The 24,963-nt window shown below is 50.5% G+C and carries 23 protein-coding genes; 4 read left to right on the forward strand and 19 right to left on the reverse strand.

Annotated features, from left to right (window positions below; all coding sequences use genetic code 11):
* The 3 genes from JXO50_12140 to JXO50_12150 all read left to right on the forward strand — a co-directional run.
* Positions 1-1,649 (forward strand): response regulator (locus JXO50_12140; GenBank protein ID MBN2333838.1); only part of this gene is annotated, 1,649 nt, incomplete at its 5' end.
* 253 nt (positions 1,650-1,902) lie between these two features.
* Entirely contained in the window at positions 1,903-2,193 is a 291-nt protein-coding gene (locus JXO50_12145; GenBank protein ID MBN2333839.1) for a transposase, read from the forward strand.
* A 486-nt stretch (positions 2,194-2,679) separates the two neighbouring features.
* Entirely contained in the window at positions 2,680-3,354 is a 675-nt protein-coding gene (locus JXO50_12150; GenBank protein MBN2333840.1) for a transposase, read from the forward strand.
* 171 nt (positions 3,355-3,525) lie between these two features.
* On the opposite strand, the gene JXO50_12155 is transcribed toward JXO50_12150, so the two are convergent.
* The 19 genes from JXO50_12155 to JXO50_12245 form a co-directional block, all read right to left on the reverse strand.
* Positions 3,526-3,954 carry a response regulator gene (locus tag JXO50_12155; GenBank protein MBN2333841.1) on the reverse strand — a complete coding sequence of 143 codons (429 nt, stop codon included), beginning with the start codon at positions 3,952-3,954 and terminating at the stop codon, positions 3,526-3,528.
* A gap of 51 nt (positions 3,955-4,005) precedes the next feature.
* Positions 4,006-4,815 (reverse strand): 3-keto-5-aminohexanoate cleavage protein, encoded by an 810-nt coding sequence (locus JXO50_12160; GenBank protein ID MBN2333842.1) that lies wholly within the window; start codon positions 4,813-4,815, stop codon positions 4,006-4,008.
* A 42-nt stretch (positions 4,816-4,857) separates the two neighbouring features.
* Positions 4,858-6,708, reverse strand: a complete 1,851-nt coding sequence (locus JXO50_12165; protein MBN2333843.1) for an aldehyde ferredoxin oxidoreductase family protein — start codon at positions 6,706-6,708, stop codon at positions 4,858-4,860.
* A gap of 24 nt (positions 6,709-6,732) precedes the next feature.
* Complete coding sequence (locus JXO50_12170; protein ID MBN2333844.1) at positions 6,733-7,434, reverse strand: ABC transporter ATP-binding protein; 702 nt, start codon at positions 7,432-7,434, stop codon at positions 6,733-6,735.
* Between the two features lie 12 nt (positions 7,435-7,446).
* Positions 7,447-8,160, reverse strand: coding sequence for an ABC transporter ATP-binding protein (locus JXO50_12175; GenBank protein MBN2333845.1), 714 nt, complete (start codon positions 8,158-8,160; stop codon positions 7,447-7,449).
* A 41-nt stretch (positions 8,161-8,201) separates the two neighbouring features.
* Positions 8,202-9,095, reverse strand: a complete 894-nt coding sequence (locus JXO50_12180; protein MBN2333846.1) for a branched-chain amino acid ABC transporter permease — start codon at positions 9,093-9,095, stop codon at positions 8,202-8,204.
* Positions 9,096-9,179: 84 nt separating this feature from the next.
* On the reverse strand, positions 9,180-10,037 hold the full coding sequence (locus JXO50_12185) for a branched-chain amino acid ABC transporter permease (protein MBN2333847.1): 858 nt from the start codon (positions 10,035-10,037) through the stop codon (positions 9,180-9,182).
* Between the two features lie 74 nt (positions 10,038-10,111).
* Complete coding sequence (locus tag JXO50_12190) at positions 10,112-11,296, reverse strand: ABC transporter substrate-binding protein (GenBank protein MBN2333848.1); 1,185 nt, start codon at positions 11,294-11,296, stop codon at positions 10,112-10,114.
* Positions 11,297-11,403: 107 nt separating this feature from the next.
* The gene (locus JXO50_12195; protein MBN2333849.1) at positions 11,404-12,723 is read right to left on the reverse strand and encodes an aspartate aminotransferase family protein; all 1,320 of its coding nucleotides are present in this window, start codon (positions 12,721-12,723) and stop codon (positions 11,404-11,406) included.
* The gene (locus JXO50_12200) at positions 12,720-13,517 is read right to left on the reverse strand and encodes an IclR family transcriptional regulator (GenBank protein ID MBN2333850.1); all 798 of its coding nucleotides are present in this window, start codon (positions 13,515-13,517) and stop codon (positions 12,720-12,722) included. Before JXO50_12200 ends, JXO50_12195 begins: the two co-directional genes overlap by 4 nt.
* Before the next feature lie 234 nt (positions 13,518-13,751).
* Positions 13,752-15,521 carry an aldehyde ferredoxin oxidoreductase family protein gene (locus JXO50_12205; GenBank protein MBN2333851.1) on the reverse strand — a complete coding sequence of 590 codons (1,770 nt, stop codon included), beginning with the start codon at positions 15,519-15,521 and terminating at the stop codon, positions 13,752-13,754.
* Between the two features lie 29 nt (positions 15,522-15,550).
* Complete coding sequence (locus JXO50_12210; protein ID MBN2333852.1) at positions 15,551-16,708, reverse strand: iron-containing alcohol dehydrogenase; 1,158 nt, start codon at positions 16,706-16,708, stop codon at positions 15,551-15,553.
* A 92-nt stretch (positions 16,709-16,800) separates the two neighbouring features.
* Positions 16,801-17,508 carry an ABC transporter ATP-binding protein gene (locus JXO50_12215; protein MBN2333853.1) on the reverse strand — a complete coding sequence of 236 codons (708 nt, stop codon included), beginning with the start codon at positions 17,506-17,508 and terminating at the stop codon, positions 16,801-16,803.
* 2 nt (positions 17,509-17,510) lie between these two features.
* Positions 17,511-18,248, reverse strand: coding sequence for an ABC transporter ATP-binding protein (locus tag JXO50_12220; protein MBN2333854.1), 738 nt, complete (start codon positions 18,246-18,248; stop codon positions 17,511-17,513).
* A gap of 11 nt (positions 18,249-18,259) precedes the next feature.
* Positions 18,260-19,141 (reverse strand): branched-chain amino acid ABC transporter permease, encoded by an 882-nt coding sequence (locus JXO50_12225; GenBank protein MBN2333855.1) that lies wholly within the window; start codon positions 19,139-19,141, stop codon positions 18,260-18,262.
* Positions 19,142-19,212: 71 nt separating this feature from the next.
* Positions 19,213-20,100, reverse strand: a complete 888-nt coding sequence (locus tag JXO50_12230; protein ID MBN2333856.1) for a branched-chain amino acid ABC transporter permease — start codon at positions 20,098-20,100, stop codon at positions 19,213-19,215.
* Between the two features lie 62 nt (positions 20,101-20,162).
* Complete coding sequence (locus JXO50_12235; protein ID MBN2333857.1) at positions 20,163-21,416, reverse strand: ABC transporter substrate-binding protein; 1,254 nt, start codon at positions 21,414-21,416, stop codon at positions 20,163-20,165.
* Positions 21,417-21,785: 369 nt separating this feature from the next.
* Positions 21,786-23,570, reverse strand: a complete 1,785-nt coding sequence (locus tag JXO50_12240) for a sigma 54-interacting transcriptional regulator (GenBank protein MBN2333858.1) — start codon at positions 23,568-23,570, stop codon at positions 21,786-21,788.
* Positions 23,571-23,707: 137 nt separating this feature from the next.
* Positions 23,708-23,956, reverse strand: coding sequence for a hypothetical protein (locus tag JXO50_12245; protein MBN2333859.1), 249 nt, complete (start codon positions 23,954-23,956; stop codon positions 23,708-23,710).
* Positions 23,957-24,238: 282 nt separating this feature from the next.
* Here JXO50_12245 and JXO50_12250 point away from each other — a divergent pair, with 282 nt between their 5' ends.
* Positions 24,239-24,733, forward strand: coding sequence for a hypothetical protein (locus JXO50_12250; protein ID MBN2333860.1), 495 nt, complete (start codon positions 24,239-24,241; stop codon positions 24,731-24,733).
* The last annotated feature ends 230 nt before the right edge of the window (positions 24,734-24,963 follow it).

Genomic DNA, 24,963 nt, shown 5'->3' on the forward strand with positions numbered 1-24,963 from the left:
CCCAGAGGCAGCCTGAAGCCTCCTCTATAAACTTTTTCAGAGCTTATTCACATTCTCAGGCTGTCCAAACAATGGGGTCCACCCCATACACTGGCATAATTGATCCGTCAACGGGTCACTTATTTGTTTTGACCTTTGCAAAGATGGAGTCGACAATGTGTTTACTGGGGGAGGAGAGCAAGAAAACGGTTTTTGCACCCCTTCCCGATGGCACTTACCCGTTGTTATGGGGTCATGCACTGAACACGGGAGAGCCTTTTTTTACTAATCTGCCGGAGGATCATCTCTCCTTCTCAGGACTGCCTGAGGGACACATTCCCATTAAGTGCTTTTTGTCAGTTCCCGTCAAATATACTGATAAGCTGGTTGGCCAGATCGCTTTAGCTAATCCGGAGAAAAACTATAGCGATCACGATCTTATGGTTGTGAGCCGGCTGGCTGCTCTTTATGCCCTGGCAATCAACCGTTACCGCAATATTGAGGAACGTCAGCAGCTGATGAACAACCTCCGTCAAGCCCAGAAAATGGAGGCAATCGGTACCTTGGCCGGTGGAATAGCCCATGATTTTAATAATCTGCTGGTACCAATTCTGGGATATATTGAACTGACGATGATGCAATTCCCGGCGTCGGATAAAAACCGCAAAAATCTTGAAAAAGCATATATAGCGGCAACCCACTCCAAAGAATTAGTACAGCAGATTCTCACTTTCAGCCGGGGAGAAAAACAGGATCGCAAAAGACAGCAACTGCAGCCGATAATCAGCGAAACGATGAAATTGCTGCAGGCAACTTTGCCGTCGACTATCCAAATAAGGCAGAAGATAGATGAAAACTGCGGCCTGATGTCAGTTGATACCACTCAGGTAACTCAAGTGCTGATAAATCTCTTCACTAATGCCTATCATGCAATGGAGGATGGCAAGGGTACTATTAGCATTCAATTATTAGAGGTGGATTCCCCCACGGACCAGGACTTTGGAGGTACTTTTCCAGCTGGGAAAAGAGTAGCCAAGCTTTCAGTGGCTGATACTGGCGTGGGAATGACCCCCAAAGAGGTTGCCCGAATATTCGAGCCCTATTTTACCACCAAAGAAAAAACAAAAGGCACTGGTTTGGGATTAGCTGTTGTCCATGGGATTATCAAGAGTTACGGGGGGGCTATCCAGGTTGACAGCAAGCCAGGCAAGGGTACCACTTTTCACCTCTATTTGCCGATAGCCCAAGGAGAAGAAGAACCGTCAGAGATTGTCAGTGATGAAACTTTTTGCCGGGGAAGCGAACATATTTTGGTGGTGGATGACGAGGAGATTGTTGCCGAGATTGTCCAGGAAATTTTGAAAACCTTAGGTTATAAAGTAACCTCATGCAACTCTGGTGCAGCGGCTTTGGAACTGTTTGAGAAACAGATGGGGGAATTTTCCCTGGTGATCACTGACCAGACGATGCCGGGGATGATGGGAACGGAATTGTCGGAAAGAATTCATACCCTCAATCCTGATACGCCGATCATCATCTGTAGCGGATACAGTGGATTAGAATCAGAAATGAGGAGCAATGCAACAGGGGTACGGAGATATCTGATGAAGCCGGTTAAAATGAAAGAGCTTGCGGGAGTGGTCCGAAAGATTCTGGACCAAAAGGGATAAGTTTCTGGTTGCTCTTCAAATAATCGAGGTTCTGCAAAACCATATTCAAAAAGTTGAATAATTAGAGTCTCCTCAGAAAGAATAACTTCCTGATAATACTGACTAAAAGATGATTTTATGCTACATAAGTGCAAAGAAAATCACCCAATTCACCCAAAAGGCTTGCACTTATGATTTGCTACGACAAACAGGGGCAGCCGTGCCTGCCCGGCTTCGAGCAATTCTTCGGTGTTTCCCTGGATAAGGAAAACCGTTGGATCAAACTCTGCGAGGTTATCCCCTGGGATGTGTTTGCCGACGCTTACTATCAGAATATGAGTTCCGGCATGGGCCGTCCAGCCAAGAATGCAAGATTGTCGGGGCCGCCATTATCAAGCACAAGCTCTGCCTTGGTGATGAGGAGACCATCGAACAGATCCGAGAGAACCCATATCTTCAATACTTTGTTGGCCTCAAACCGAGCCGCCATTTGCCCCTCCACTCTTTGTCGATATCCGAGACCAGGTTTTCGACCGGTTCAACCAGGCGATTGTCAACAGGCTGAACAGCAGGGCAAGGAAGAAGGCAGATGATAAGAAAGATCCTCCCGAAAGCCCTGCCTGTACCAAGGATGCTGAAAATGGCCGGGAAAAGCCTTGTGCAAAGGACAAGACACACTGTGGCAAACTGATTGTCGATGCCACCGTCGCGGAGCAGGCGATCCGGTTTCCAACTGATCTGGGTTTGCTCAATGAAGCCCGCCAGATCAGTGAAGAACTTATCGATGCTCTGTATCCACTCAGCGGCTTGCAGAAGAAACCCAGAACCTATCGCTGAAAAGCCCGTAAAGCATTTCTGGGCTTGGCAAAACAGCGTAAACCTAACGTCAACAAACGTCGTCGGGCAATCCGCCCAACTGCAGTCCCTGAAACGAAACCTGAGTCACATTGACATGCTTCTGGATCTCGTTGCTGATGAAAGCACCGCCTTGACCGTTCATCAAAGACGGCAATACGGAATTATTCAACATGTTTACCAGCAGCAAGAGGAGATGTACCAAACTCGTTCACAACGCTGTGACCATCGCATCGTCAGTATCAGTCAGCCCCATGTACGTCCTATTATCCGGGGCAAAGCCGGCAAAAAAGTGGAATTTAGCGCCAAACTAAGCGTCAGTTTGACCGACAAACGATTAGCTCACATTGACCATCTGGGATGGGAATCCTTTCATGAAGGCCATGATCTGCCAGTCCAGGTGGAATGTTACAAAGGCCGTCACGGCCACTACCCTGAAGTGATCATTGTCGACACCCTTTATGGTTCCCGGGCAAACCGCAAATATCTGGCTGATCGCAGCATCAGGTTTGCCGGCAAATCACTGGGTCGTCCAAAGAAGGAAACAAATGAAAATTGTCAACACCTGCGGGCAGAGGCCCGTCGCAGACGGGCCGAATGCCAGGAACGGATACCCATATTCGGTCAAGGCAAGAATGGTTACCGTTTGAACTATATCCGTGCCCGGACAAAGGCTACTTCCGAAGCCTGGATTCGCAGCATCTCCCTGGTCATGAATCTGCTGGTGCTGGCCGGCACTTTTTTTGCGCCGTTTAAAAACACCCTTTCACACTCATATTCTGTTGTCAAAGATCATTTTCTTTATGTCAATCGTCTGGTGAGGGTATTCACCTCGCCGGTTATGACTTTTGGCAATATGCCACGGGTTTAAAAGTGGCGGGTTTCTGAGGAAACTCTATATGCAGCCTTCTCATCTTGAAGTTAAGATGTTCGCAGAACATCTTAACACGGGATCAGCACGGCTTTACGTGAGCTTCGCCGTGGCAATATTAAAGAGCGGTGATGATAGTGAAACCTCACGTCACATTCACGATGGTAATCCTCATGATTTCTTTTCATCCAGTAGCCGCCGAATCCTGGCCGTGACATCCTGGATGCTGCAGGGCTTATTGATAAAGCGGTCCCCACCCAGGTTAATGATATCCTGATGGATACCGTTGTCCATATAGCCGGAGGAAAAGAGGATCGGGATGGCGGGATAGATACCCTTGATCTGTTCACTCAGCTCCTTGCCGCCCATGATCGGCATCACGGCGTCGGTAGACAGAAGATCAATGGTTTCCTGATAGCTTCTGGCCTGTTCCAGGGAATCCAGACCATGCTCAGCCTCAATAACGTGTAGCCAGCTAGCTGGACCATCTGGGCGTAGCCATTGATGGCGGTGAGGATGTTGTTGAAATCGTGGGCGATGCCGCCGGCCAGATTGCCGATCGACTCCATCTTCTGGGTCTGGAAAAGCTGTTCCTGACAAATCTGGTTTTGGGCTTCCTAACGCTTCGTAGTGAGCTAGGCTTTCAAGAAACTAAAGCTGCAAAATCCGACGAGCTTCATTGGGGCTTGCCACTTCCCTCCCAACCATTTGACTTATGACAACCACCCGTTCTATGAGCTTGACATTCGTTGCGAGCTCACCTTTACGAAAATAGATGTTATCCTCCAAGCCGACTCGTGCATGCCCCCCCATAAGCACAGCGTGAAGGTTCATGGGCAGTTGAGCCGGGCCGACGCCAGCGGCACTCCACGTGGCATCACCGGGGATCTGCTGGCGCAGATGGATAAGGTTCTCTATCGTCGCCGGAATCGCACCTTTCAAACCCATGACAAAATCAAAATGCAGGGGGCCAACAACCAGACCACGACGATGAAGATCCACTGCATTGCTGATCATACTGGTATCAAAAATCTCCATTTCCGGCTTTATTCCCAGTGCTTGCATCTCTTTAGCCAACAAGTCTATCAGCGCCGGACTATTCTCATAGACACTGTCGGGAAAGTTGACCGAGCCGGTGGTCAGACTTGCCATCTCCGGCCGTAGCTGCAAACGCCGGGCACGTTGCTCATAGTCCATCCCGGCCCGACCGCCGGTTGAAATCTGGACAATCAGATTCGTTTTTTCCCGCAGCCCTTCATAAGCCTCGGCAAACAACTCAAAATCCGGCGAGGGCGACTCATCCACTGGATTGCGAACATGTAAGTGGAAGATTGCCGCTCCGGCTGCCTCACAACGCACACCTTCCTCGATAATCTCCCGGGGAGTAATGGGTACAGCCGGGTTATGTTTCTTTTTCGGCAGCGAACCCGTAGGCGCCACCGTAACAATCAGTTTTTCCACGTATTATCACCTAAGAGCAACATTATGTTTTGTTTTAGCATCTTATTTCCAGACAGGTGAATGCTGCCCAAGCCGCAACTGCTCCAGTGTTTTCGCCTGTGGAATCCCGTCAGCCGTCCAGCCGCGCAGGCTGTAATAAAGCGGCAGCATCCGCTCTAGCTCGCATACCTGCCCTTGCGCCGGTCCATCGGGGAGCGGCTCCTTGACAATGCGAATCGGCAGCCTGTCATCCTTGGCATCAAACCCGGCACCCACCAGAAACAGCCGTTCGGCATTGACGATCCGCTCGCCACACTGCATCAGGGAGCTCATGGTATAACCGGCTCCGGTTGCCGCATTCAACAGCTCAAGGATACCTTCCGGCCGAATGTCTCGGGTTTGCGTCACATAGTTACGCACCGAAAAGAAAACACATAAGCCGGCGGCATCTATCACCGCAAAAACGTCCTGCCAATCCTTGACCAGCTGCGGCTTATCCTCCCAGCTGAGGGGATCGACAAGCATGGGAACCCCCAGGATCTCGATATAAGCAGGATCCCCGCGCATGTGACTGGCACCAATATTGGAAGTGGCATACGCCAGCCCCATACCCTTTTCACCCCGGGGATCATAACCGGCAAACTCCTGCCCCTTAGCAACGATCGCCAGTTCTTCATGGCCACAGGAGCGGGCCAGGCGCAAACTGCCGGCAGCAAGACGGTCGCCAAACCCTTCCCGCAGCGCCGTCTGCCGGCAGAGGTCAACCACTGCTTCAGCATCACCAAAAGGCAACGGCCGGCCGATCTCTGCCGCTGACAAGATTCCCTTTTCATACATCTCCATGGCACAGGCAATGGTCGAACCCATGGAGATCGTATCCATCCCCATCTCATTGCAGATATAGTTCGCCTTGGTAATTGCCCCCAGATCACCTATACCACAGTTGCTCCCCAAAGCGTAGATCGTTTCATACTCAGGGCCTTCACCTTCACCGGCAAAAGGCCCATCGGCAATCCGGGTAACCCGGCCGCAGGCAATGGGACAGCTGTAGCAGGCCTTCGCCTTCACCAAAAACTGTTCAGTGAGGGCTTCGCCGCCGATATGCTGCCAATGCTCAAACCTCCCCTGCTGGAAGTTCCGGGTTGGCAGGACACCAATACCCTGGGTGCCGGTGATCGTTTTAGCCGTCCCGTACTGACGCAGGCCAGGGACTTCTCCCTTGCAGGAATCACGGAATTTATCAAGAAACCCCCTGGCTAACGATGTAAAAAGCTCCTGGTCGTCCAAAGGGACATCACCAGTACCATAGATCACCACCCCCTTAAGTTTCTTGGCGCCGAGCACCGCACCGACCCCGGAACGGCCAGCGGCACGATCGCGGTCATTCATGATCGCCGCAAACAGCACCTGCCGCTCGCCTGCAGGACCGATGCAGGCGGTTCGTGCCTCAGGATGGGTCTCCTTTTTCAGGAGGTCATCAGTTTCATGAACGTTTTTGCCCCACAGGTGGTCGGCAGACCGCAATTCGGCCCGACCGTCAGCGACCCACAGGTAGACTGGCGACGATGACGATTCTTCAATGATAATCCCGTCGATACCGGCTTTTTTCATCATCGCCGGGAAATGGCCGCCAGCATTGGAACAGGTAATCGCTCCGGTCAACGGCGACTTGGTCATCACCATGTAGCGGGCTCCGGTGGGTGCCGCGGTACCGGACAGGGGCCCGGTCATCATGATCAGCTTGTTTTTCGAGCCGAGAGGATCGCAGCTAGGATCCACCTCATCAAGCATATAGCTGACCCCCACGCCGCGACCGCCGATAAAATCCCTCATCCGTCTTTCTTCGAGAGATTCAAAAGCAACTGTCCCCTGCCTGAGATTAACCCGCAACATGGTGCCAATCCATCCAGCCACCGCACGTCCTCCTCTCTCAGATTGTCACATTCCCAGATATGCCCGACGGATCCCCTGGTCCTCCGCCAAAACCAGCGACTCACCTTCCCGAACAACCCGACCGCTTTCCAAAACATACGCCCGCTGCGAATGTTTCAGCGCCTGCTCAACATTCTGCTCTACCATGAGGATGGTAACAGCTTCTGCCAACTGCATCAGCACACGAAATATTTCCTTGGTCACCACTGGGGCCAAGCCCAGGGACAACTCGTCGATGAGCAGCAACTCCGGGCGACCCATCAATGCCCGGCCGATGGCCAACATCTGCTGTTCACCACCGGACAGGGTGCCGGCCAGCTGATCCCGCCGCTCAGCAAGAATCGGAAACAAGCTGACCACCTCTTCCATGGTTTCCGCCATCCTGCGCCTGCCCCGCTTGGGGTAGGCACCCATCTTCAGGTTTTCGCCAACCGACATCTCCTTGTAGACCCGCCGGCCCTCAGGCACCAAGGCAAGCCCCCGGCGGGTGTTCTCGAACGGCCGGCTGCCGACAATGGGCAGGCCATGGAACAGAATCGAACCGGCGGATGGCTTCAGCATCCCCATGATTGCCGCCAGCAAGGTTGATTTTCCCGCACCATTGCTACCGAGAATCGCCACTCGTTCACCCTTTTCAACGGTCAGCGAAATATCCCACAAGACCTGCGTCTCACCACGAAAGACATCTACCCCCGCAATTTCCAGCATGACTATCGACACCTATGTTCCCAGATAAGCATGGATGACCCGCGGATCATGCGCCACCTCTTCCGGAGTTCCCTCCATCAGTTTTTCCCCCTGATCAAGAACAATAACGCGCTCCGCCGCCCCCATGATCGCCCCCATCACGTGCTCGATCCAGAGTACGGTAATACCCCGGCCTTGGGACAGACTAGCAATCAACTCCACCGCTGCACCAATCTCCTGGGTATTGAGTCCGCCGAGAACTTCATCGAGGAGCAAGAGCTTTGGGTTGGTGGAAAGCGCCCGGGCCATTTCCAGCTGTTTCTTTTCCACCAAATTCAGCTCCTTGGCCGGGGTATTGTCACGATGGTCAAGGCCGACGAACGCCAACGCTTCCCGAGCTTCTTCCAGCAGAACACTCCGGTCGCCGCCGAGGGGCCGGTTCACCAGGGGGACCAGAACATTCTCCAGGCAGGTCATCTCGGCAAAGGGGCGCGGCACCTGGAATGTCCTGGCGATGCCCAGTCGACAAATCTCATTGGCGCTGCGACCACGAAGGGGCTGGCCGTTGAACTCCAAGGTTCCCGACGACAGGGGAAAGGCCCCGGCAATGGCATTGAACAGGGTGGTTTTTCCAGCCCCGTTCGGCCCGATCAACCCGACAAGGGAACCCTTCTCAAGACTGATATCAACGTGGTTCAGGGCCGCGACACCACCAAAGTTTTTACATAATCCATAGCCTTTCAGCATGCACTCCTCGCCTTGCCTCTTCAAACGTGCAACCGTCCCCCTTAGGGGGCAGATATTTTTGCCCAGCCGGCACGCGCCAGACCAACAACACCATTGGGGGCAAACCGGGCCATAGTTAGGGCAACTAAACCAAAGGCCAGCACGTGGTATTCACCATAGCTGCGAATGTATTCCGATAATATTTCCAGAGTAAAAGCACCAATAATCGGCCCCAAAAATGATCCCATGCCCCCGATGATGGTCATTGAAAGAACCAGAAACTGCTGGTCGAGGGAGGGAATTTCCGGCGTTATCAGCAAGAGATAGTGGCCATACACACCGCCCGCCAGGCCGGCAAGGGCGCTGGAGACCGTAAAGGCCAGCACCCTGATGCGGATGACATCAACCCCAAGGGAGGAAGCGGCTTTTTCATCGTTCTGTACCGCCCGGAAATTAAGCCCCAGGTTGGAGTGAATCATCAGGTAAATCACTGCGAGGGAAATGATGGCTGCCATCAGCATGATGTAGTAGTAACCCGTTTTCGAGTACTCTGTCAGCAACCCGGGAATCTGCAGCCCCATAGTACCACGAGTTATCTCGTATTCGTTATTGATGATGATATGGAATATCTCGGAAACTCCGAGGGTCGTCAGCGATAGATAGATGCCACCCATTTTCAGACAGAGCAGGCCCACCCCGAAACCTACAAGGGCAGCGCACAGCACCCCCAGGGGAATACCGAGCCAGGGCGACAGACCCAATTTCACCGCCAGGATACCCGACGTGTAGGCGCCAATCCCGGCAAAGGCCGCATGGGCAAAGGACACCTGCCCGGTATAACCGGCCAGCAGGTTCCAACTGGCAGCCATCATGACATAAAATAGGCTGACAATCATGACATGCTGTTGGTAGACATTCAAGCCCTGCGGCAGAAGCCCGAGCAGAACGACCGTCATGCACGCCAGGATTACTTTCGTATTCTTCACACACCTACTCCATAACAGAACAGGAATACCTGCCGCTAGAAACCTCAGTGCAGATCACAATTCCCGATTACCAAACAGCCCCGCCGGCCGGACAAGCAGGACAACAATCAGGATGATGAAACCGAACACGTGCCGGTAACCGGAAGAGATGTACGCAGCACCAAAATTTTCAACCAGACCGATAACCAAACCACCAACCACACACCCCCAGAACGACCCCATGCCCCCGAGAACAACAACCACAAAAGCCGTCAGGGCGACGGCTACGCCGCCGGTGGGGGTAACGGGAAAGATCGGGCTCAGGATGACTCCGGCAGCCGCCGCCAAAGCACAACCAAAACCAAAACTGAGCATATTGAGAGCCGTCGTGTTGACACCGTTCAGCTCGGCAACTTCCCTGTCCTGACTGGTTGCCCTGAGCATGCGGCCAAACCAGGTTTTTTTCAGCATCAGGTAAACGATGGCAATCACCACTAGACCGGCACCACAGGCAGCCAGACGCTGGTTGCCATAGTAGAACAGACCAAAAACATTGGTCGCCCCCTTCAGCCAGTTAGGCGGCTTGTTAGGATAGGGACCAAAAATCAGCAGATAAGCATTCTGCAAAACAATTGACAGGATGAACGTCAGAATCAGCGAATAGAGGTCGTTGCCATAGGTTTTCCTGATCAGGAGAACCTCAATGACCATCCCCAGGAGAAACACCAGGCCAACAGCCGCAAGCATCGCCGCCAAGTAGTGCATCCCCAGGGTGTCGGCAAAAAGATAACTGAAATAGCCGGCAAGGATGTACAATTCACCGTGGGCGAAATTGACCACATTCATGATGCCGACAACAAGGGAGACACCCAATGCAGCCAGGGCATAAATAATGCCGATGACCAGGCCGTTCGTCAAGGCAAGAGGAAACATGGACTACCCTAAGAAGATGCCGGGAAGAGAGTTTGCCTCTCTTCCCGGCCCTCGGTTCGGTTGTGAAGGAAAAACTACTTGCGCTTCAGGGATCCGGTTGCGCCGGCCAGCGGATAAAGCACCACCTGGTTTTTATCCTGCCATTGAATAACCAGCATGGGCGGCATCCACTGGTGATATTCAGGTCCACCCTTGGTCGTTCCGAAAGAAACCTGTCCACGGGTAACAGTCAGGCTGGTCTTTTCAAGGGCATCCACCAGGGCATCAGCATTTGTTGTCCCGGCCCGATTAATGGCATCGGCCGCAATAAGTACCGCATCAAAAATTGAGCGGGACTTGTAGTCAGTAGGTGCCGTACCGAACTCTTTCTCATAATTCTGGCGGAACAAGGTTGCCAACTGAGTCAGTTCAACATCCTTGTGCATTGAAGACACCAGGCATTCCAGATTGCCGTAGTCGCCTACGTTGTTCCAAAAATCAGGCCAGAGACTCGGTGGCCCGGCGCCGTCCAGGATAATGGCATGCGGCGACAACTGCATCTCACCTGCCTGGGCGACAAAATAATGCAGCCCGGTGCCATAGACAAAAGCCAGAATAACATCCGGGTTAAAGGCTTTTATTTTTGCCAATTCCGTATAATGATCCTGACCCTTCCGTTCTGTTACCACCGTCTGGTTGGCGACTCCGGCGGCGTTTAAAGCCGCTTCACACAGCTTGCCAATGCCAAGCCCCCAGTCGGTATTTTCCGCAACGATGTAAGCTTTCTTGAAGCCTTCGTGAACAACCCATTGGGCTATGGTCTCATTGACCACCCCGGAATTTGAAGGACCGGCACGAAAGACATATTTATAATTCTTGGCAGTAATCGGGTCAGCCCACGCTTCAGCAACGATAAACGGCACCTTGAGACGATTTGCCACCTCAATCTCAGCCAGCGCCGCCGACGAATGACTCTCTCCGAGAACCACAACAACGTTGTCACGGGTTACCAGGCGTTCGAAGCCGGAAGCCGCCTTGTCCGGAGAACCGGCAGTATCTTCAAAAACAACTTCCAGTTGCTTGCCCAACACCCCGCCATGGGCGTTGACATAGTCAGTTGCCAATTTAATGCCCTCGGTAAATGATTTCCCGGTAGCCGCCGCCGTTCCGGTCCGCGGGCCGACAACCCCGATCTTCACCGTCTCAGCGGCGGCGAGACCGAAGCTGCCCAGGAAAATCAACAGCATTACAAAAATCATACTTGCCAGGCGCTTTTTCATTTCTTTTCCTCCTCCTTACAGACAACAGGTTACGAAAAACGAGCCAACGTCACGACCCGCAACAAAAAGCCAATGGCTATTTCAACTCTACAGAACGGGAAATCTTCTCAAAAAAATTCTTCCAGCACCTCCCGCAAGGTACAGACCAGCAGCATCAGTTCCTCTTCGGAAATGATAAACGGCGGACCCACCATGATTGCATCACCATCCTGGCCGGCAACCCCGGCGCATTTATAAACCAGCACACCCGCCGCCATCAGGGCGTCGAACAACCGTTCGGTCACCTTCTCACTCCGGCTGAAGGGGGTCAGGGTTTTCCGGTCAGCAACAAACTCAATTCCCCACATCAGACCCATGCCACGCACATCAGCAACATGGCGGTGAGCAGTAAGAGGCGCCAACAGCTCACCAAGCAGCTGTCCCATCCTTTGAACTCGGGTCAGCAGTTGCTCCTGCTCAATGATATCCATCACCGCAATCCCGGCAGCCGCTGCCACAGGATGATGGGAAAAGGTGTGCCCATGCGTAAAACCACCAAACACATCCACCACCAATTTCACCTGACCTTCCCGACAGCCAATGGCCGACAGCGGCAGATAGCCACCGCCAAGCCCTTTGCCAAGAACGATAATATCAGGCTGTATATCATAGTGCTGGGCGGCAAACCAGGTACCGGTACGCCCCATACCGGTCATCACTTCATCCAGGATGAACAGGATATCGTGGTGGCAGCAAATATCACGCACCACTTGGCAGTACTCCTGTGGCGGCACAACAGCAGCCAACGTCGCCCCGCATACCGGCTCGGCGATAAATGCAGCAATGGTTTCCGGACCCTCGAGGTTGATGATTTCCTCCAGAGCATGAGCGCAGCGCAGGCCACAGGTTGGATAGGTTAAATTGTAGTGGCAGCGCAGGCAATAGGGTGGCGGAATATGGATGGCATGAGGTGGAAGAAGCGGGGTAAATGGTTTTCGCATTCCCGGCTTGCCGGTTGCCGAAAGAGCCCCAAGAGTACAGCCATGATATGACTGCCATCGGGACACAACACGATAGCGTCCCTGCCGGCCGGCAGCCAGGTGGAACTGGCGGGCAAACTTGATGGCCGCCTCCACCGCTTCGGAACCGCTTGATAAAAAATAAAAGCGGTCTATATTCGGCGGTGCAACCTGTGCCAGCCGGTCAGCCAGATGGTCAACCGCCGGAACGGCAAACATGGTTGGATGGGCATAACCAAGGATACTGGCCTGCGAACTCATTGCCTCGACAATCTCTCCACGCCCATGACCAAGATTGACGCAGATGGGACCACCGCAGGCATCCAGATACCGCTTACCGGCGGCATCCTCAAGCCAGACGCCGGAACCCCTGATCGCCGTTGGCAAGGGCTTGTCCCAACGGCGCAGAAAAACATGTGATGACGTCACGTGCCACTCCTTGGCTGTTGATAGCCCAATGCCAGTGAAATTATATTCGCAACTTTGACAACAGCCGGCACAGCATAGTGAAACAAACGTTCCTCATCATACTGGCTGGCATTGACCGCAATATTAGCGGCAGCAACCACCTTCCCCTCCCCATTGCGCACAGGAGCAGCAACCGACCGCAGCTCTGGGGCCATCTCACCGTTATTAATGGCATAACCCTGCCGACGAACAACGTCAAGGATGTCCAGCAATGATTCCAACGAGATGATGGTCGTCGCCGTCAGCTGTTCCCGCTTTGATCGCAGCAGACGCTCACGAGCATCGTCTGTCGGCAGTGCAGCCAGCATCACTCTCCCCATGGAAGTACAGTAAGCCGGTAGCTTTGAACCTATTTCAAGATTAATATCCAGAATTTTCTGCGTCTTAACCCGGTCGATGTAGAGAATCTGAGTATCATCCAGCACCGCAAGGTTGAATGTTTCGCCATGCTCCCGGCAAGCTTTGAGCAGGTAGGGGTGGGCAGTCTGCCAGAGGTTGGAAGAGCTGAAAAAGTTGTGCCCCAAGGACAAAATCTTAGGGGTTAGCTGATATGTTCGACTTTCAGGATCACGCTCAACATAGCCCAACGCCTCAAGGGTATACATGAAGCGAAACGCCGTGGCCATGGAGATTTTCAACTCATCGGCAATAAAACTGAGGTTTACGGCTTCCCCGGCATCGGCCAGAACAGTAAGGACAGATAGTCCCCTGGCAAGGGAATTAATAAAATAACGGGATTGGAATCCGTCAGTCATGGAACACTCCATTAGCCACTAATTTTCGCATAGCGAAAGTAATTTTTACATAATAAAATGCAAAAAAAATAAAATCAAGTATTTTTTGGCATAAAATTTAAACGTATTGAGAATATCCGGGTAGAATCTTCAGGCATGGAGTGGTAAAATAAAAACTTCCAGCCCTCCAAAGATAACCGGGCAACCAAGCAGCACGCTGCAAAGGGGTTAGTGAATTTGGCTATAAAACTCACCCTAGCCGAATGGCCTGCCGTCTTCATCCCAGCCCCTTGCCTTATAATAGTCTTTGAGCAAAAAGCTCATCTGCTTCTCGGTGATAATTTTTTGGGTTTCCGGCAACGCTTCACTATGAAATCGTTTGGGAAGCTGGTCATCGGCAGAAGTCAGACCTTCCCTGATATTAAACCGGCGTACATCATCTGAAACTGTCCTTGCGATATCACTCATTCTCTGCTTATCAAATTCCTGTCCTGTAAGTCCCTTAACCATTTCCGCCAACTCTTCCCATTGATACTGGTCTCGATAAAAACGACAAAGAATGAGTGTATCAAAAAAAGTCAAGCGATCTTCCCATTCGACAAACATTGCCGCCTTACCTTCAATTTGTTCAGGGTCGATCATATTGGACAGCTCCGGCTTGTAAAAGGTTGCCCGAAGATGGCAAGCTCCCCGCGGAGAAGTACCGTACGCCAAGCCCATCCCCTTCAGAACGCGAGGATCATACCCTGCAGGTTCCAGGCCTTTGACGTGAATAGCCTGATCTTCCATATTGAATTCCTTCGCCGCGGCAATAATGCCCCGCGCAAGGATTTCTCCCATCCCCCTACGGTAGGCAATATCTTGTAACAACCGGGCAATGTTATCGACCTCACCGTAGTCCACGCATCTGCTTATTTTTCCCTGGCGGCCAGCTTCAATTGTCAGGCCAACCAGATTCCCCGCCGTGATGGTATCCATACCCAAACTGTCACAGAGGTCGTTCAAATAGGCTATTTCCTCAATAGAATCAACTTCACACAGTCCCCCGAAAGCATAAATAGTTTCATACTCCGGGCCTTCAATGGTAAGCCCCTTGTGACGGCCTGCCTTGACCGTTGAAAGCCTGCCACACGCCATGTAGCACTTGAGACAGGCATGAGATTTCACTTCACAGCGTGAGTGAAGGGCGGCGGCGTTGATTTGCTCCCGGTGGGTTACAACCCCTTCATGCCAATAGCGGCTCGGGAATCCCCCGACGTTGTTCATGATATCAACAAGCATGGGGGTGCCATTCGTTTTATACGCTTTCACTCCTGCATCAGTTCTGGAAAGCAGGGCCATTTTCTTGGCGAAAGACTTGACTGCCTCAGGAGCAGCTATTTCCTTTTGCCGGTTCCCCCTGAAAGCCACCGCTTTGATGCCCTTTGAACCCATTACCGCCCCGACCCCGGTTCTCCCGGCACTTCTCCAGTAATCATTTTCAATCACTGCAAAAGAGACTTTGTTTTCTCCGGCAGGACCAATGGTAATAACCCCGCTGTTTTTTCCACCTGTCCGATTTTCTGCCAGCCACGCTTTAACCCGGTCCTCAGTTTCGTATGTTGAAAGCCCCCACAGATCAGTTGCATCATGAAAGTAAACCGCATCTTCCGATATTTCAATCCACAAAGGTGTCTCTGACGACCCGCGAACGGCAATCGCGTCAAATCCGGTAGCCGCCAGATACTCCGCTACCGTGCCTCCGGAGTATGATTCCGAAAAAAAACCCGTCTGCGGTGACTTGGTAAACACCCCATACCGGCACGAACCCCAGACAGCCGTCCCGGTAGCTGCCCCACCTGCAAATATCAGCAGGTTCTCAGGCGACAAAGGGGCTACTCCTGGAGGATTATGATCAAGCAACAGATGAGCGCCCAACCCCTTGCCGCCCATCCTTGAAGCCAGGATCTCGTCAGACACAGGCTCAAGAACAAAAGACCGCTCGGTAACATCAATGCGTACGATCATGTTGTAATAGCCTAGCATACACAATCCTCCCCGGTGTTAAATCAAGCCTAAAGGACGCTGAGATAAATCCTTTCTGCATCCTGTTTACTGAGATCCCTGGGGTTGTTGGCCAGGAGCCTGGTAACTTTCAGCACACCTTCAGCGAGCGCCGGGATATCGGCCTTTTCAATCCCAAACGGCAACAGGCGTGATGGTACATTGACATCCTCAGCCAGACTTCTGACCGCCGCAATCCCCTTAAGGCAAGCCTCCTGAAGACCCAAGCCCTTGGTATCTACCCCCAGGCAAGCGGCAATATCGGCAAACTTCTCCAAGTTTGCGCTCATGTTGAACTCCATCACCGGAATCAGCATGATGCTGTTTGCTACGCCATGGGGGATATGGAACGTTGCGCCAATGGGATAGGCAAATGCATGAACCGCTGTCACACCGGCATTGGCGAAAGCCATGCCGGCAAGCATGCTGCCTTCAAGCATGGCAGCCCGGGCTGCAAGGTCAGAACCGTTAGTACAAGCAGCACGAAGATTTTTATGGATTTTTTTAATCGCTTCCAGAGCCAACATATCGGTCATAGGCCAGGCATTTTTGGAAGTATATGCCTCAATTGCATGAATCAGGGCATCCATGCCGGTAGCAGCGGTCACAGCAGGTGGCATACCAGCAGTCAGTTCTGGATCAAGAATAGCGGTATTCGGAAAAAGATAAGGACTAACAACACCTTTCTTCAGCTGTTCATCTTCATCGGAAAGGATAACAATCGGGGTTACTTCACTGCCGGTACCAGCAGTGGTGGGTATGATGATAGTTTTCAGTCCCGGTAACGGGATAAGATCAATGCCAACCAGAGACGACAGTTTTTGGTCATTGGTTACCAGAATGGCCGTAATTTTGGCGATATCGATGGATGACCCACCGCCCACGCCAATGATAAGATCAACACCTTCATGACGGGCAAACTGGGCTGCAGCTTCGGCAATCTCAAGCCTGGGATCGGGCTCAATATCCTGAAAGCGTGAAAATACAACACCTGCCTTACTCAGAATACTTTCAACCTTATCGATGATCCCTGCCTTGACAATCCCGGGGTCAGTTACAATCAGCACTTTTTGTGCTGCAAACCTCCTGACTTCATCGACGATTCCAGCAACAGCCCCCGGTCCCATAATAATTCTGGGAGTAGTTTGAAACATATGAATGGTTTTCATAATGCGACATCCTCTCCACCTACTCAAAATTTATAATCGCTGCCACAAGTTTTGCACTTCGATGCCAGCAGGTTATCTTTAAAAGCAGGTTTCTAAACAGCCAGGTATTTTTTTTGTATTTCCTTTTCACCTTCAAATTCATCAATCAAGCCTTCATACACCACATGTCCCTTGTCGATAACAACCACCCGGTCGCTGACAGCCTTGGTGAACTTGACGTTCTGTTCAGACAGCAGAATGGTTGTCCCTGCATCCTTCAGCTTCAGAACAAGTTCTTTCAAATCATGGACAATCACCGGGGAAAGCCCTTCCGTGGGTTCATCAAGCAAAAGAAGATCAGGGTTGCCCATCAGGGCCCTGGCAATGGTCAGCATCTGCTGCTCACCACCAGAAAGAGTACCCCCCAAACGGCTGGTCATCTCACCAAGAACTGGAAATGCATCAATGACAGTAGTCGTATTCCATTTGCCACCACGGCCAGGTATCCGGCCAAGCTCGAGATTTTCGCGGACGGTAAAAGGGCCCAGAATGCGGCGATCCTCTGGTACATAGCCCAAACCAAGGCGAGCCATCTTGTACGATGGGAAACGGGTAACATCGCGCCCCTTGAAAATCACCTGTCCGGTTTTAGGTGGAGTCAGACCCATCAGGGAACGAAACGTAGTAGTTTTACCCATACCGTTCCTGCCCATCAGGCAAACTACTTCTCCAGGAACAACATGCAGGTCCACATCAAAAAGAATTTTACTCCGGTCATAAAAGGTGTTCAGCCCCTTTGCTTCGAGAATGAAACTACTCATCATTATTCTCCCAGGTAGGCAGTCACTACTTCCCTGTTGTTGCGGATTTCATCCGGCGTTCCTTCCGCAAGGAGTGCTCCCTGCTGGAGCACACGGACAGTTTCGGCAATCCCGAACACCATATCCATATCATGTTCGATAAACACCAGGGTGAGGTCGAACTCCTTCCAGAGTTTTTTTATCAAACTCCTGGTAACCTCCCTTTCCTCAGGAGACATTCCTGCTGTCGGCTCATCAAGAAGAAGAAGTCGGGGTCGCAACGCCAAGGCGATACCAATATCCAGAAGCTTCTGGTCACCATGAGCCAGTTCATAGGCCAGCCGATGAGCCTGGCTATCAATGCCAAGACTTTCAAGGATGCTCATGGCATCTTTCTCATCCTGTTGAAATTCTGCACGGGACCTCAATATGTGACCGGTATTGCTGGAATGCGAAAGACAAGCAATCTTGACATTGTCCAACACCGTCTGGTCCGGAAACAAGGAGGCAATCTGGAAGGCCCGTCCGATACCCATAACGACAACATCCTGGGAGGTTTTGCCAACAATATTCTGCCCTGCAAAGATGATTTCCCCGCTATCTGGCGTCTGGAAACCAGTTATCTGGTTGAAAAGGGTGGTTTTACCCGCCCCGTTGGGACCAATAATCGCTGATATCTCACCAGGCCGGATCGAAAAGTTAACATCATTTGTCACTTTCAGTCCGCCGAACGCCTTATTAACCGACTTGAGCCGTAGAATGGGTTCCAATATTATTGCTCCTCATCATGTTGGGGCTTGAAACGCCCCCGGATATTCCTGAGTTCTCCGACAATCCCCTTGGGAAAGACAATCACCATAAACAGAATCAGCGACCCGATGATGATCGACCAGTACTCCGTATGCGCACCGACAATATCCTCAATGGCAATGATTGAAAACGCACCGATAAAGGGCCCGAAAAACTGGCTCAACCCACCAAGAACCGACATCAGGATTACTTCACCTGAAGTTGTCCAATAAAGCATATCCGTATGAATCGAGTTATCTACCCCCACCATCAAGGCACCTGCGAGAGTGGCAAATACCGATGAGATGACATAAATCCGAAGCTGGTTCCGCTTCACACTGCGTCCAATAAAACGTACCCGCTCCGGATTTTCCTGTATGCAGCGAAGCAGCAACCCAAAGGGGGAAAAGGTCACCCGTTTCAAAAACCAGATCGAAGCCATTACAACAGCAAGGATAAAATAATAATAAACAGTTTGGTTCTGCAGGAATTCCGGTGGCATGATGCCGACAATGCCATCATCCCCACCGGTAAAATTATACCATTTGAAGGTAATCTGCCAGGCAAGCTGGCCGAAAGCCAACGTAAGCATGGTGAAATAAACCCCTCCGACACGGATAACCAACAGGCCAAGCAAGAGGGACAAGACGGCCGATACAACAAGCCCAAGACCCATGGCCGGCAGATACCATCCACTCCCCAGATATTTAACCATCAGGCCGACGCTATAGCCCCCAAGACCGTAGTAAAGCGCCTGGCCAAATGAAAGCATGCCAGTAACGCCCCACAGCATGTTGAATGCCATGGCAAAAAGCCCCCAGATCAGGATATGGCTGGCCAGATTAAGATGGTAGCTGGACCTCATGAACACTGGCACCAGGGCAAAGGCCAAAATGAAGCAAGTCCATAGAAATGCGGTTTTCTTGAATTGCATATTCACACCTTCCTGATTTTACGAGGTGCAAAAAGCCCCTCAGGCTTGAAAATCAGGACAATGACCATCACGAGAAAACTGAAAAGACTTGCCCATTTGGGAACAAAAGCTACAGCAAACGCATTGACCTCTCCAATCAGAAGAGCTCCTAACCATGCCCCCCAAAAGTTGCCCATGCCACCAAGAACTACCACGATCAACGAGTCAATAATCACCTCGATTCCGGCTCCGGGCGTCACCGTTCGAAGAGGAGCAGCCAAAGCACCGGCCATACCCCCCAAAGCCGTGGCTATGCCAAAGACCATAGTCATGGTCAAAGGTACGTTCACTCCCAGTACACCGAGCATTTCCCGATCAACAGCCGAAGCCCTGGCAATGCGCCCCGGGCGCGTATATTTCAAAATCCACCAAGCACCGACGACCAGTACCAAGCCGATAGCAATAATCAGCAAATTATAAGATGGAATATAGAGATCGCCAATAATTGCTGGTCCGACGAAACCGTCAGGTCTTGGCAACGATTTGTATTCAGCGCCCCAAACGAGCTTAACAAGATCATCGATAATGAGAATCAAACAATAGGTCAGCAGTATCTGGAATCCACCTTCACTCGAACGCCCGTAGATACGACGCAGAAACAATGATTCCGCAAGCATGCCACAGATTCCAGCGCCCAGTGCCGCCAGCAAAAGACCGAACCAGAAGTTTACGCCCCATACACTGACTACCTGATACCCCAGGTATGCCCCGATCATGTAAAAGGAACCATGGGCAAAATTGAATACCTGTCCCACACCAAAAATCAAGGTGAGGCCACTGGCAACCAGAAACAGCAAGGTTGCCATAGTCAGACCACTGATAAACTGCGTAATGAAAAACGGAAGATCCATATACAATACCTGAAGGCGGACCGGCACCCAAAAACCAGGCACCGATCCGCTGTGAAGTCAAACTATTGCTTGCGTTTATTGTTGATATACTCAACCGGAGGAATCAGATCTTCGCCAGGGTACACCTTCCAGTCACCAAGCATGCGGGTAGCCGGTGGAAAATCGCTATTTTTCACAACCGTACCAATAGCCTGACTCTGAACGATCTGGTGGGTTTCCGGGCGAATATAAGAGGTGAATCCATCTGGATCTTCGGGAAGCTTGATCTTCATGCCTTCCATAGCCTTGATCAAGGCCTCAGTATCGTCAGGGTTGCCAACCTTTTCAACAGCCTGGGCAATGACGTAGATACCAGCATAGGCTCCTTCAGCGGCGTACGTTGGATAACGCCCTGTCCGTCTTTTGAATTCCTGAACAAAGTTCCTATTCAATTCGGTAGCAGGCCAGTTGTTGTGGTGGCGTGCTGAAAGGATCAGGCCGGAAGGCAGCTCATCACCCATGGCACTCATCAGCTCATAGTTGCCACCGGCATCAGGGTGGAAATAAAGAGTTTTGTTGAAAATCCCATAAGCTTGGGCCTGTTTGATAAAGGCAACAGTGTCACCGCCCCAGAAGCCGGAAATCAGGACATCGGGTTTATCCTTGAGGAGAGACGTGATAAACGGGGTATAATCAGGAGCAAAAATCTTCGGCCAGTATTCTCCAACAACTTTATATTCAACGCCATAACGGTCAAGGTTGTACTTAACCTCGTCCCACTGGCTATGCCCATAGGCATAATCAGGACCAATAAAAGCAATGGTACTCCACGGCCTGGTTTTCTTCAGTTCCTTGAGGTAAAGTGCCCCAGCAGCCATAGACTGAAAGGTGTTGTTGGAAACCCGAAAATAGTACGGTTGGAAATTGTCAACGGTCAGCCTGGTGGAAGCATGATCAGTTCCGACAAAGATGACTTTATTCTGCGCTGAAACTTCGGTAACTGCCAACCCAACACCAGAGCTGACAACACCGAAAAGAAAATCAACCTCCTCGTCGGTAATATACCGCTTCGCAACCCGAACGGCATACGCAGGTTTTGCTTTACTATCGGTAAAGTATGCCTCGATCTTGTAGCCGTTCACTCCCCCTTTGCCATTGATTTCATCAATAGCCATTTCAGCAGCAGCAACAGAATCCTTTCCATATAAACCAGCACGGCCGGTCATGGGATACATGGCACCGATTTTGATAACCTTGTCGGCGCTTAAAGCAGCCATAGGGGCTAGCACAAACGCCACAATTGTTAACAGAAGCAGGGTTACAATTTTCTTTTGCATTTCAATGTCCTCCTTGCTTAAATTGGGTTGGCACAAACCGTCAGCATCGTTCACGTCACTCCTTAACTAAGCAAGCATTAGGCCATATATCAAAACAATGTTTGCCAAAGTCACGAACAACTGCCCGGAAATAAGAGATTGACTTGTAAAACTCCCCATCTAGAGATCATGCAAAAAACCGGAAAATCTTTTACAAAGATTACTATTCCAGACAACTACTACATAAGGTTATTGCAGGAATGCAAACTGATCGACAGCTAGGATCTCGTATCTATCGATATTTGTATACAAAAATTAGTTTTGGATTTTTTTGCAGAACTGCAAGTTATTGCAGTCTTGCAATGACAGAGAGGATGCGAGGCGGGTAATTTAGTTGGAACCGTTAATGTTGTATTTCTCCATTTTACGCCACAAGGTTGATGCATGGATGCCAAGGAGTTCTGCCGCGTTTTTCAAGCCACGGCTTTCCTTCAGGGCATTTACGATCATACTGGCTTCAACTTGTTCTAGCGATTTTTTCAGATCCATCCCCCTTCCTATTACGTCCTGAAACGATGTGGCTGGAGACTTGAATTCATAGGGTAAATCAGACATACCAATAAGGTCCCCCTCACTCATGACAATAATTCGTTCTACGATGTTGATCAACTCCCTAACATTTCCCGGATACGAGTAGGCTTTGAGCGCGCCAACAACATCAGGAGAAAAACGCTTGTTCAAACCTTTCGCACGATTAAAGTTGTCAAGAACATGAAAGGAAAGTGAACCTATGTCATCGGTTCGCTCTCTTAACGGCGGAATATGTATAGGAATAACATTGAGGCGGTAATAGAGATCCTCCCGAAACCTTCCCTGCTCCATCAAATCCTTCAGGTTCCGGCTTGTGGCAGCAATAATGCTGATATCCACCCTAGTCCTGCGAGTTGCCCCTACCCGAACAAACGCCTTATCCTCAATGACTTCCAGCAGCTTGACCTGCAATGAAGGAACGAGTTCGCCGATTTCATCTAAAAAAACCGTGCCCTCGTTTGCGGCCTCGATCAATCCAATCTTGCCGGCAGAAAGAGCCCCGGTAAACGCACCCTTATCATATCCGAACAATTCGCTTTCAAGCAGCGCCTCAGGGATAGTGCCACAGTTAATCTTCACAAAGGGTTTATCTTTCCTCGGACCCATCTGATGAATGATCTTGGCCAGCATGCTTTTTCCCACGCCCGATTCGCCCAGCAGGAGCACTGAGATACTACTCCTGGCAGCCTTGGCTGCCAAGCGTACCACCCGAACCATTGCCTGGCTTTTCACCACCATCTCCTTCAGGGCATGCTCTATTCCATCATGCTCCTGAATGAACTGGAAATAGCGTTTGTTGATCTGTTTACTTTCCTCAAGCTCCAATCTCAAGGAATTAAGTTCCGTAATATCCCTGACATTGGTAACCACCAAGGCAATGCCATCACTATCATCATAGATGGGAGTTCCCGTAACAATTACCTGCTTATCTCCCATGACTTTCTGCATAATAGTAATTGGACGCTTTTTCTCTAAAACCTCCAAGGTTACAGAATGATCAAACACCTCTTCATTGACCAGATCTTTCATATTCCTGCCGATCAGGCCTTCTCGGTCCAGTCCGGTAATCCGCTCATAAGCACGGTTGACGCGGATAGTATTTGCGTTGCCATCAGTTATATACAGCCCGTCATAGGATGATTCAAAAATTGCGGCAAGCTCCCTGTTAAGCTCTTGAAAGGTCTGCAACTGAGATATGATAGTTTCATATTCTGAGATATCCTGGAATACCGAGATCACCCCAAAAATCTGGCCATCGTGGTAAATGGGTGTTCGGTTCGCTATGATTGTGGCTTGGGCAAGTTCGATTTTTTTCCCGATATGGGGTACCCCGCTTTTGATAACCTGCTGCAAATCCGGCCACGATTCCGGCCGGAGCTTTGCCATATGCATACCAACAACTTGTCGACTGTCACTATCTCCAAAGATGCTCCTGGCCTTCTTGTTATATACTCGGACAATGCCATCTCGGTCGATAACGACTATGCCATTATATGCCGAGTCAAAAATTGCATTCAACACTTCAGATAACGGACCACCGAGCTTTAGAAGATCCAAGCACATATCAGAGCAGCTATCAACCATCTTTCAAAACCAGCGTAAGTCAAACGGTTTCAATAGTACCAACGCACTTTTAAGTTCATCAAATTCTTCTGGCCAATCATTGATTTGAGCTTCATCACGATAATCATGCCCAACCATATACCCCACACTATTAGAAATCAACAAGCATGATGATGCTCATCACCAGTACCGGTCACTGTGACATAGCCAATCCAATGAGTAATAAGCATACCTGTGTCCACTGTAGCACTGTAATAACTATTGATACCCTGGGGAAAATAGGTTGTTAGATCGTTACAGGTAATTTCTTCACGAATTTGCGTATGGAGATCCCAGCCGGATTGCAGAATTGCAGGTGTTATATATTTTGAGCGGATATCTTGCCCGGATAGAGTTTTCTTAAACAATCTCCAATCCTTATGGCGACTTTTTATGGATAAAATTATCACTCATTAATTGTACCATTATGTCAGTGGGCTACCCAGTTGTTTCCCACATATCTTGACTACTGCGGTATATTGAAGATTCGTTTTTCACGCACAAAACGATGTTTACGCTAACACCGTTTTACTCCATCTGTCAAATCCATTCATCATAAGGGGTTAACGCTACATATATTAATCAATGAGGCCCATTTCATTCTCATAATTCCTTTCACCACCAACCTTACTCAACAGGAGAGCCAAACCATGACCATTCGTCTACCACCCGACACCATTTTAGCCCACATCTTGACCATCTTCGGCAAAATAAAGGTGATTCATGGCTTACTGTGCAAGACTGGGCTCTGCGCCAAAAAGCTGAAGGCAGGAGCGGTTCTCCTGGTTCATCATAACGGAAAATCCGGAAATCAGCGGGGCACAAGCCGGAAAGAGGATGTTCTCGATACTGTTATCCAGCTTAAAAATCCGGTTGATTACAATCCTGACCAGGGAGCCTTACTTGAGGTGCACTTCCGAAAATCTCGGAACCTGACCGGCGAGTGTGTAAGCCCCTTTGAAGCCAGACTTACTATCAATAATGGCTTACAGGAATGGCAAACAAAAAGCCTGGAAGATTCCAACATGACCAAGGTAAGGAAGCTCCTAGCTGAAGGCTACTCTCAAACTGGCATTACTGATAAACTTGGCCTCAGCAAGGGGTATGTCTCCAAATTAGCAAAAAAGATTAGAGAGGATAGGTAAGGCCCACCTCAAGTTTCCTGTTTCCTTTACTTAGGGGAGGAAACAGGAAACCTGCCCAATCACATCTCTTCTTCAGGCAATCCTCAGCCCTATTGAAGCATACCATGAACATGGCACAGACAATGACTCTTGCATGCGCTAATTTTTTGCAAACAACCGGCACCCCTAGACGGGAAATATCATTGCTCGTACTCAGCTTTCATTTGGGATCACACATGAAATGTGGGGTA

The organism is Candidatus Anaeroferrophillus wilburensis, assembly GCA_016934315.1.
GTDB lineage: Bacteria > Desulfobacterota > Anaeroferrophillalia > Anaeroferrophillales > Anaeroferrophillaceae > Anaeroferrophillus > Anaeroferrophillus wilburensis.

Coding starts and splice junctions, on each gene's coding strand:
- JXO50_12150 (MBN2333840.1), top strand. CDS start 2,680: ATGTACCAAACTCGTTCACAACGCTGTGACCATCGCATCGTCAGTATC.
- JXO50_12205 (MBN2333851.1), bottom strand. CDS start 15,521: ATGCTAGGCTATTACAACATGATCGTACGCATTGATGTTACCGAGCGG.
- JXO50_12185 (MBN2333847.1), bottom strand. CDS start 10,037: ATGTTTCCTCTTGCCTTGACGAACGGCCTGGTCATCGGCATTATTTAT.
- JXO50_12240 (MBN2333858.1), bottom strand. CDS start 23,570: ATGGTTGATAGCTGCTCTGATATGTGCTTGGATCTTCTAAAGCTCGGT.
- JXO50_12250 (MBN2333860.1), top strand. CDS start 24,239: ATGACCATTCGTCTACCACCCGACACCATTTTAGCCCACATCTTGACC.
- JXO50_12215 (MBN2333853.1), bottom strand. CDS start 17,508: ATGAGTAGTTTCATTCTCGAAGCAAAGGGGCTGAACACCTTTTATGAC.
- JXO50_12230 (MBN2333856.1), bottom strand. CDS start 20,100: ATGGATCTTCCGTTTTTCATTACGCAGTTTATCAGTGGTCTGACTATG.
- JXO50_12210 (MBN2333852.1), bottom strand. CDS start 16,708: ATGAAAACCATTCATATGTTTCAAACTACTCCCAGAATTATTATGGGA.
- JXO50_12180 (MBN2333846.1), bottom strand. CDS start 9,095: ATGACGGTCGTTCTGCTCGGGCTTCTGCCGCAGGGCTTGAATGTCTAC.
- JXO50_12170 (MBN2333844.1), bottom strand. CDS start 7,434: ATGCTGGAAATTGCGGGGGTAGATGTCTTTCGTGGTGAGACGCAGGTC.
- JXO50_12175 (MBN2333845.1), bottom strand. CDS start 8,160: ATGCTGAAAGGCTATGGATTATGTAAAAACTTTGGTGGTGTCGCGGCC.
- JXO50_12225 (MBN2333855.1), bottom strand. CDS start 19,141: ATGAGGTCCAGCTACCATCTTAATCTGGCCAGCCATATCCTGATCTGG.
- JXO50_12235 (MBN2333857.1), bottom strand. CDS start 21,416: ATGCAAAAGAAAATTGTAACCCTGCTTCTGTTAACAATTGTGGCGTTT.
- JXO50_12190 (MBN2333848.1), bottom strand. CDS start 11,296: ATGAAAAAGCGCCTGGCAAGTATGATTTTTGTAATGCTGTTGATTTTC.
- JXO50_12200 (MBN2333850.1), bottom strand. CDS start 13,517: ATGACTGACGGATTCCAATCCCGTTATTTTATTAATTCCCTTGCCAGG.